The following is an 8,292-nucleotide window of genomic DNA, read 5'->3' as shown; positions in this document are numbered from 1 at the left end:
CGCCCGCCGCAGGGCGGAGACCGCCGGGTCGTCCGGGTCCCCGGCCAGCCCGCCGGCCGCGGCCAGCACGGACTCCACGGTCGTCAACTCGCCCAGCTCGCCGCGCAGTCCGCGGCCCAGCGCGTCCACGCAGCCGTCTTCGCGGGAGCGGTCCCGGCAGTGGAAGGCCAGCTCGCAGGTGGACAGGCACTCCGGGGCGTAGGCGGCCGGCACCGCCTCCACCGCCGCGAACAACTCGGCGGCCGGGCGGCGCGCGGTACGGCCGTCGGCGCTGTACGCCAAGTCGAAGGTGGTGCCCGCCGGGAGGCTCGCGGCGATCTCCTCGATCCGGGTCAGCCGACCCAACTGCCGACGCGTGACCGCGACTTGCTTGCGGACGTCGACCCACTCGGCGGTGGGCAGATTGGAGAAGTCCTTGGGGCAGACCAGCAGCACGTCGGACCGGGCGCGGCCGGCCTCCACCGCGTCCAGGGCCAGGACGTACACCGCCGACTGGCGGGCCGCCGCGCCCACCTTCATCGCGTCGGCGCCACCGTCCAGGATCGGGAAGGACTTGATCTCGACCACGGTCCAGCGGCCGTCGGGCGCTATCGCCACCGCGTCCGGCTCCAGATAGGCCGTGGAACCGGCCACGTCGAGTGCGAGCAGCGGGTGGTCGAGCAGTGTCCAGACGCCCGGCGCGGCCTCGGCCAGCGCCAGCCGGGTGCGGGCGACGCGGCCCTCGGGGCCGGGCGCGGACAGGTCCGGCACCTCGGCGGTGACCGCCGGGGCGCCCGGCTCGGATCCCTCGGCGGCGGCCGCGTCCACGCCGAGCAGGCGGAGCAGCTCGACGCAGCCGTCCCGCTTGACCCGCGCCTCGAAGGCGTGGCCGCGGGAGAAGGCGAACCGCGACTGGCCGAAGCGGGCCGGGGCGCCCAGCGTCTCGGCGACGGCGCCCTTGTCGACCCCCGCGGCGTCCAGCAGGGCCCGGCGGCGGCAGCCGGGATTGGCGGCGAGCGCGGCCAGTGCCCGCGCGTCCAGCGGGCGGGCGGTGGTGCCGGGGCCGCGCAGCGCGGCCAACCGCTCGCGCAGGGAGTGGTCGTGCGTAGTACTCACCCGCGAAAGTGTGGCATCCGCCTACGACATCCGGGTGCGACCGGCGTGTTCCCCACCGGCGAACCGGGTCGGATCGGCCTTGTCGTCGGTCGGCAGGACCCGCCCCAGGGGGACGGAGACCTGGCGCGGCACGGTGGCGGCGGCGGCCGAGGCGGGCGCCGGGGCAGGGGTTGGGAGTGCGGTGGCGGGGGACGGCGCGTCCGCCGCGGGCTTGCCGTCCTCGGCCGTCTGCCCGACGGGGTGTCCGGCCGACGGTCCGGCCGAGGGACCGAGGGGTTCCCCGACGGCGGCTTCGGCCGGCGGAACCGCGTCCGTCGAGGCCGCGACCATCCGGCTCTCGGCGTGCACCCGCGGGGTCCGTCCGAAGGCGCGCAGCACCCGGGCCACCGCCAGGTCGGTGAGCCGCAGGGCCGGCTTGGAGAGCAGGAAGCCGACGCCCATGGTGGCCGCGCCGGCCAGCGCGTCCATCAGGTAGTGGTTGGCGGTGCCCATCACGACCAGCGCGGTGACCGTCGGGTAGAGCAGGCCGAGCACCCGCACCACGCGGTGCCGGGCGTAGCGCCACAGGATGATCCCGCACCACAGCGACCAGCCGACGTGCAGGCTCGGCATCGCCGCGTACTGGTTGGTGAGGTGCCCGAGACCGCGCGGCGCGCTGGCGTCGGTGCCCCACCAGCCGTAATTGCCGTACTGCGCCATCGTGTCGAAGAAGCCGTGCGCGCCGGGCAGCAGCCGCGGCGGCGCGGTGGGCACCGTGGTGAAGCCCACCAGGCCTATCAGCGTGGAGGTCAGCAGCCAGGTGCGGGCGACCCGGTAGTGGGTGGGGCGGCGCAGCCACAGCCAGACGAGGATCGACGGCGTGATCACGTAGTGCAGGGAGGCGTAGGCGAAGTCGGCCGGCACGCCGAGGAAGGCGTGGTGGGTGAAGAGGCTGTTGAAGAAGCGCTCGGGGTCGAGGTGCGTCCACTGCTCGAAGTGCAGGATGTCCGCGCCGTGCTGGACCGCGTCGTCCACATCGCCCCGGACCATCAGTCGCGCGGCGGAGTAGAGGGCGTATATCACGGCAACCAGCGGCAGCTCGGTCCACCAGCGCAGCTTGCCCCGGTACGCGGCGGCCCGCGGCGCAGTGGCGGTGATCGTCATGCGGACGTCTCTCCAGGTTCTCCGAACGAAGGCCGCAGGCGGCGGTCATGGACGTGTGGCGTACCCTCTACCGTACGACGTACGTTAGACCGTACTGCCACCGGCCCGGAAATTCCGGTGCCATCCGCGGTTCGTACGGTGTTCAACCTTCCGTGGCAGGGTATGCACGCAGGAGGACGCCCGCGCCCCAGAGCCGGGTTGCCTGCCGCGAGTTCGGGGACTCCCATGAGTTCCACTGGTTCCACTCCGTGAGTTCCGATGGATCCTTCGCAGGACGAGAAAACAAGAGAATCCGATGTCCGTCAGTCAGCCGGTCCGTCCCCTTCGGCGCCGCGCACCCCGTAACTCGCTCAACCCGGATCGTATCCTCGACGCCGCCGTCTCCCTGCTCGACCGGGACGGCCCCGAGGCATTCACCATGCGCGCGCTCGCCCAGCAGCTCGGCGTCGGCACCATGGCCGTCTACTCCTACTTCAAGGGGAAGGACGAGATCAACGACGCGGTGGCGCGCCGTCTGCTCGACACGATAGAACTTCCGCCCGGCGGTTCGCCCGATCCCGGCTGCGAACTGCGTGAAGTGTGCCGTGGGGTCTACCGACTGTTCACCGAGCACCCTTCCGCGCTTCAGCTGCTGACGTTGCGCGCGGTCCGCGGGGACGACGCGATCGCCGTCATCGACCGGATGCTGGGACTGCTGCGCCGGGCCGGACTGCCGCCGGACGAGGCGGCGCGCGCCCACATCGCGCTGATGCAATACACCATCGGCTCCGCGCTGTGGTGCACCCGCCGCGAGCGGGCGCTGTGCGAGGAGGGCGCCCGGGACCGGCTGCGCGCCCGGCTGGACTCCCTGTCCGCCGAACGCTACCCGAGCCTGGCCGCGCTGGCCCCCGAACTGATGTGCGCGCAGGGCGAGGGGTCCGCGCTGTACGAGGTGGGGCTGGACGCGATGCTGCGCGGGCTGCTGCCGCCCCGCCGCTAGGGCACGGCGCGGGCCCGGGACGGACGCGCGGCGGGCGCGGTGCCGCGTCGGGTGGGGCGTGGGTGATGATGGATGCTTTCCCGCTGACCCCCACTCGTACGAAGGGCCTTCTGCATGGCTCCGCGCATCCTCCTGGTCCGCCACGGACAGACGGAGTGGTCGCTGTCCGGACGGCACACCGGTCGCACCGACATCCCGCTGACCGAGGAGGGGCGCCGCACCGCACGGGTCCTGCGCGAGCGGTTCGCGTCCGCGCCCTGGAACGGCCTGCCCGGCGTCGAGATCCGCACCAGCCCGCTGCTGCGGGCCGCCGAGACCGCCGAGCTGGCCGGCTTCGGCGCCCGCGTCAAGGAATGGGACGCGCTGCTGGAATGGGACTACGGCGACTACGAGGGCCTCACCCCCGCCCAACTCCAGGACCTGCGCCCCGGCTTCAACATCTGGCGGGACGGCGCGGCCGGCGGCGAGCCGCTGGCCGCGGTCGCCGCCCGCGCCGACGAGGTGGTGTCCTGGGCCCGCGGCGGCTCCGAAGACGTCCTGGTGTTCGCCCACGGCCACTTCCTGCGGGTGCTCGGCGCCCGCTGGCTCGGCCTCGAACCCTCCTTCGCGGCGGCCCTCCGGCTGGACCCCGCCTCCTTGTCGATCCTCGGCTGGGCGTACGGCGAACCCGCGCTGGAGCGGTGGAACGACACCGGGCACCTGGGCTGAGCCGGCCGGCCTCCTGCCCGGCCGGTGACTCCCGCGGCAACCTCGGACGGCCCGACTGCCGCCCGCCGGGGGAATTCGCCAACAAACGCCACCCCTTGAGGCATGAAAGGTCCGTAGCCGTTGACGCTCCGAAGCCGTTGTATGGAGTGGGGGCGCCCGGCCGCAGGGCGGGCGCCGAAGGCGATGGTGAGGAAGGTTCGCGTGGTGGACACACAGAAACTCCCGCACAGTTCGGAACCGGATACCGGGGTCTCCCCGCACTGCGACCTGGTGCGGGTGCCCTCCCGCCAGGGGCTGGAGGCCGTGGACATCCTCCGCTTCAGCGCAGGCGGCGTGGGACCTGTACTGCACGACCGCACGGGCGACAGCCTCTCCTTCCTGGTGCCGCCCGGCACCGCCGACGCGTGGAACGTCCCCGGCAGCTCCTGCGCGGGCCGTACGGAGGACGGTGAGACGGCGGGCGCGGGCTGGCTCGTCCCGCCGCACACGGACACCGCCGTGACCGATCCGGCGGTGCTGGAGGCCGCGCTCGGCGAGGCGGCCCGGATGCTGCGACTGGCCGACGGCTGGCACCCGGCGGCCGCCGAGGGCTGTCACTCGGGAGCCGGCGAAGGCGGGTGCGGCGGCGTGCGTCCGGCGGACCGATAATCGGAGGATGGCCAGGACGCGTCGTGCCCCCGAAACCCGTACCGCCCCCGTGGACAGCGGCCTGGCCGAACTGCAGGCCGACCCGGACCGCGCCCAGGCGTGGACGCTGCTGGTGGACGGCGCGCCGCAGTCACTCGTGGACCTGGCCGATCCGGCGTACCTCGGCTTCTCCTACCAGCGCAGGCTCGGACACGTGGTGGATCTGGTCGCGCCCGCCGGAGCCCCGGTCCAGGTCGTCCATCTGGGCGGCGGCGCCCTGACCATGGCCCGCTACACCGCCCACACCCGGCCGCGCTCCACCCAGACCGTGGTGGAACTGGACACCGCGCTGACCGAACTCGTCCGCCGCGAGCTGCCCTGGGACCGCAACTGGCGGATCAAGGTCCGCGGCGGTGACGCGCGGGCCGGGCTGGCGAAGCTGCCGGATGCCTCGGCCCACCTGGTGATCGCCGACGCCTTCACCGGTGCGCGCACCCCGGCGCACCTGACCACGCTGGAATTCCTCCACGAGGTCCGGCGGGTGCTGCGCCCGGACGGCCACTACGCCGTCAACCTCACCGACGGCGGCCCCCTCGGCTTCGCCCGGGGCCAGAGCGCCACCGTCGGCGCGGCCTTCGCGGAGGTCGTCCTCGCCGCCGAGCCGGCCGTCCTGCGCGGCAAGCGCTTCGGCAACCTCATGCTCTGGGCCGCCGCCCAGCCGCTGCCGCTGCCCGCCTTCACCCGGCTGCTCGCCACCGACCCCCACCAGTCGCGCACCGTGCACGGGCCGGCCCTGACCGCCTTCACCGCCGGGGCGGCCGCGGTCACCGACGCGACCGCGACGGCTTCCCCGGAGCCCCCGGAGCACGCCTTCGGCTGATCGGCCGGCGGGCGGTGGTCGGCGGGTGCTGTCCGGCGGGCGGTGTCCGGTCGCCGCTGTCCGGTCGGCCCGCCCGGTCGTCGTACCTAGTCGTCGTACGTCTGGACCTGCGGCGGGTGGCCGTTCCAGGTGCAGAACAGCGAGGACGCCTGGGCGCCGTCGGCCGAGGTGAAGGTCACCCGGAGCCAGCCCGGCTGGGTCCAGACCTGCATCTTCCAGTCGGCGGCCGGGGTGGCGGTGACCAGGGAGGCCTCGGTTGCGGTGAGGGTGAGGACGACCCGCCCGCCCTGGAGCGTGTAGCTGTGCACGTCACCGGCGGTCGCGGTGGCGGAAGGCGCCGGGTGGGGGGTGCCGGGCGGCGTCTTCGGCGGGGCGGCCGGGATGGGGGTGAGGGTGCGGGTCACCGTGGCGCTCGGCCTCGGATGCGGCGGCGGGGGAGCGGACCGGCGCGGGGTCGGCGCGGCGGAGGCCGCGGGGGGTTTGGACGTGGCGGGGACCAGGATCCCCGACGTGGTGCTGATCGGCAGGGCCCGGGGCAGGTCGTAGGCGGTGCTGCGCAGGACGGAGTGCACGCCGAACCAGGACAGGGCGACCGCCACCGCGGTGGTCAGCGTCCAGGCGGCGGCATGGAGGAGCCCTCTGTACACGCGCGCCATCTTGCCACCGCCCGGTGGGGTCCGGCTGCCACCGCGCGGCTGGGAGCGGCCCGGAGCCGCCGGGAGCAGGCGGGGCGCACCGCCGCGGGCGCCGCGCGCCGGACGCGCTAGGTTGCCGCGCATGGCAAGTGTGCTCGTCGTGGAGGACGACCAGTTCGTGCGGTCGGCGCTGATCCGGCATCTGACGGAGGCGTCGCACACCGTGCGGAGTGTGGGGACCGCGCTGGAGGCGCTGCGGGAAGTCGCCCAAGTGGGCTTCGACGTGGTGATCCTGGACTTGGGGCTGCCCGATCTGGACGGGTCCGAGGCGCTGAAGATGCTGCGCGGGCTGAGCGATGTGCCGGTGATCGTGGCGACCGCGCGCGACGACGAGACGGAGGTCGTCCGGCTGCTCAACGCCGGCGCGGACGACTACCTGGTGAAGCCTTTCTCGGTGGAACACCTGTCGGCGCGGCTGGCCGCGGTGCTGCGGCGGGCCAACGGGCGGGGCGGCAGCGCGGGCGCGGAGGCGCTGATCCGGGTCGGCGGTCTGGAGATCGACGTACGGCGGCGGCTGGCGGCGCTCGACGGGGTCGGACTCGACCTGACGCGGCGGGAGTTCGACCTGTTGACCTTCCTGGCCGCCCGGCCCGGCGAGGTGGTGGCGCGGCGCGAACTGCTCGCCGAGGTCTGGCAGCAGTCCTACGGCGACGACCAGACGATCGACGTGCATCTGTCTTGGCTGCGGCGGAAGTTGGGCGAGACGGCGGCCCGGCCCCGCTATCTGCACACGCTGCGCGGGGTGGGCGTGAAGCTGGAGCCGCCGGCATGAGGTGGGCGCTGGTACGGGTGTGCCTGGCGGTGACCGCGATGGTGGTGATCGCGTTCGCGGTCCCCCTGGGCCTGGTCGTCAAGGAGTTGGCCCGCGACCGGGCGCTGACCAACGCCGAGCGGCAGGCGGCGGCGGTGGCGCCGGCGCTGGCGATCACCTCCGACCGCTCGCAGTTGGCCCGCGCGCTGGCCACCACGCAGGCCGGCGGCCAGGACCGGATCGCGCTGCGCATCCCGGGCACGGTGTCCTCCCCGGCAGTGGACCTCGGCACCCACCGGGTGTCGTCCGCCGCCCTGGACAGCGCTTCCGCGAACGGCGAGGCGGTCACCGTCCGGGTCCCCGGCGGGCTGGCGCTGCTGCGGCCCACCGCGGTCAGTTCGGGCACGATCGCGGTGGTCGAGGTGTTCGTGCCCGACGGCGATCTCACCCGTGGCGTGACCACCGCCTGGCTGGTGCTGTCCGGTGTCGGACTCGGCCTGATCATCACGTCGGTCGGGATCGCGGACCGCCTCGGCAGCCGGATGATCGGGCCGGCCGTCCGGCTGGCCGGCGCCGCCCACCGGCTGGGGGAGGGCGACCTGGGCGTACGGGTGCCGGAGGCCGGGCCGGGCGAACTGCGGGCGGCCGCCGCCGCGTTCAACGCGATGGCCGACCAGGTCGTCCAACTGCTGGCATCTGAGCGCGAGTTGGCGGCGGACCTCAGCCACCGGCTGCGGACCCCGCTGACCGTGCTGCGGTTGAACACCGCGTCCCTCGGCGACGGGGCCGCCGCCGACCAGACCCGGGCGGCGGTCGCCCAACTGGAGGGCGAGGTCGACCAGATCATCCGGGCGGCCCGCGAACACCGCACCCCCGGCGCGGTGCCGGCCGGCTGCGACGCCGCCGAAGTCATCCGGGAGCGGATGGCGTTCTGGTCCGCGCTCGCGGAGGACGAGGCGCGCGAGGTCCGGACGGCCGGCGCGGACCGGCCGGTGCGGGTGCCGGTGGCCCGCGCCGAACTCACCGCGGCGCTGGACGCGATGCTGGGCAATGTGTTCCGGCACACGCCGGAGGGGACCGCGTTCGCGGTGGACGTGCACAGCTCGGACGAGGCGGTGATCGTCCTGGTGTCCGACGCGGGGCCCGGGGTGAGCGATCCGGTCGCGGCGGTGCGGCGCGGGCACGGGGACGGTGGGCAGGGTTCCACCGGGCTCGGCCTGGACATCGTCCGCCGGGTGGCGGAGTCGACCGGCGGGGACGTGGCCATTGGCCGCAGTGTCCTGGGCGGCGCCGAGATCCGGGTCTGGCTGGCCCGCGACCCCCGCACGGGGCTGCCGCCGGCCCCGGGCCACCACCGCCGCGCCACCCTCCGCCGCCGCCGCTGATCCCTCCCCTGCGGCCCCCGCCTGGCGGG

Annotated in this window: 9 protein-coding genes; 6 read left to right on the top strand and 3 right to left on the bottom strand. The window is 74.6% G+C overall.

Annotation, left to right across the window (positions count from 1 at the left end):
* A partial coding sequence (locus GA0115240_RS25520) for a hypothetical protein (RefSeq protein ID WP_256069974.1) occupies window positions 1-1,095 on the bottom strand: 1,095 nt, incomplete at its 3' end.
* 21 nt (window positions 1,096-1,116) lie between these two features.
* On the bottom strand, window positions 1,117-2,238 hold the full coding sequence (locus tag GA0115240_RS25515; protein WP_093740062.1) for a phosphatase PAP2 family protein: 1,122 nt from the start codon (window positions 2,236-2,238) through the stop codon (window positions 1,117-1,119).
* 295 nt (window positions 2,239-2,533) lie between these two features.
* On the opposite strand from GA0115240_RS25515, the gene GA0115240_RS25510 reads away from it, so the two are divergent.
* From GA0115240_RS25510 to GA0115240_RS25495, 4 genes are all read left to right on the top strand, one after another.
* A complete protein-coding gene (locus tag GA0115240_RS25510) occupies window positions 2,534-3,217 on the top strand; it encodes a TetR/AcrR family transcriptional regulator (RefSeq protein WP_093740060.1) in 684 nt (227 codons plus the stop codon).
* A 114-nt stretch (window positions 3,218-3,331) separates the two neighbouring features.
* Window positions 3,332-3,925, top strand: a complete 594-nt coding sequence (locus GA0115240_RS25505) for a histidine phosphatase family protein (protein ID WP_093740058.1) — start codon at window positions 3,332-3,334, stop codon at window positions 3,923-3,925.
* Window positions 3,926-4,126: 201 nt separating this feature from the next.
* Complete coding sequence (locus GA0115240_RS25500) at window positions 4,127-4,573, top strand: hypothetical protein (protein WP_256069973.1); 447 nt, start codon at window positions 4,127-4,129, stop codon at window positions 4,571-4,573.
* A 7-nt stretch (window positions 4,574-4,580) separates the two neighbouring features.
* Window positions 4,581-5,432, top strand: coding sequence for a spermidine synthase (locus tag GA0115240_RS25495; RefSeq protein WP_093740056.1), 852 nt, complete (start codon window positions 4,581-4,583; stop codon window positions 5,430-5,432).
* 86 nt (window positions 5,433-5,518) lie between these two features.
* Here the strand turns inward: GA0115240_RS25495 and GA0115240_RS25490 are convergent, their stop codons facing one another.
* A complete protein-coding gene (locus GA0115240_RS25490) occupies window positions 5,519-6,088 on the bottom strand; it encodes a hypothetical protein (protein WP_176725168.1) in 570 nt (189 codons plus the stop codon).
* A gap of 121 nt (window positions 6,089-6,209) precedes the next feature.
* Between GA0115240_RS25490 and GA0115240_RS25485 the strand changes: the two genes are divergently transcribed.
* Together GA0115240_RS25485 and GA0115240_RS25480 are read left to right on the top strand one after the other, a co-directional pair.
* On the top strand, window positions 6,210-6,899 hold the full coding sequence (locus tag GA0115240_RS25485) for a response regulator transcription factor (RefSeq protein ID WP_093740054.1): 690 nt from the start codon (window positions 6,210-6,212) through the stop codon (window positions 6,897-6,899).
* Entirely contained in the window at window positions 6,896-8,263 is a 1,368-nt protein-coding gene (locus tag GA0115240_RS25480; protein WP_093740052.1) for a sensor histidine kinase, read from the top strand. The genes GA0115240_RS25485 and GA0115240_RS25480 overlap by 4 nt, the downstream gene beginning before the upstream one ends.
* Window positions 8,264-8,292: the final 29 nt, after the last annotated feature.

The sequence above is a fragment of the Streptomyces sp. DvalAA-14 genome (genome assembly GCF_900091855.1).
Lineage (GTDB): Bacteria > Actinomycetota > Actinomycetes > Streptomycetales > Streptomycetaceae > Actinacidiphila.
This window is presented reverse-complemented; position numbering and strand designations above follow the sequence as displayed.

Coding starts and splice junctions, on each gene's coding strand:
- GA0115240_RS25515 (WP_093740062.1), bottom strand. CDS start 2,238: ATGACGATCACCGCCACTGCGCCGCGGGCCGCCGCGTACCGGGGCAAG.
- GA0115240_RS25510 (WP_093740060.1), top strand. CDS start 2,534: ATGTCCGTCAGTCAGCCGGTCCGTCCCCTTCGGCGCCGCGCACCCCGT.
- GA0115240_RS25505 (WP_093740058.1), top strand. CDS start 3,332: ATGGCTCCGCGCATCCTCCTGGTCCGCCACGGACAGACGGAGTGGTCG.
- GA0115240_RS25495 (WP_093740056.1), top strand. CDS start 4,581: ATGGCCAGGACGCGTCGTGCCCCCGAAACCCGTACCGCCCCCGTGGAC.
- GA0115240_RS25490 (WP_176725168.1), bottom strand. CDS start 6,088: ATGGCGCGCGTGTACAGAGGGCTCCTCCATGCCGCCGCCTGGACGCTG.
- GA0115240_RS25485 (WP_093740054.1), top strand. CDS start 6,210: ATGGCAAGTGTGCTCGTCGTGGAGGACGACCAGTTCGTGCGGTCGGCG.
- GA0115240_RS25480 (WP_093740052.1), top strand. CDS start 6,896: ATGAGGTGGGCGCTGGTACGGGTGTGCCTGGCGGTGACCGCGATGGTG.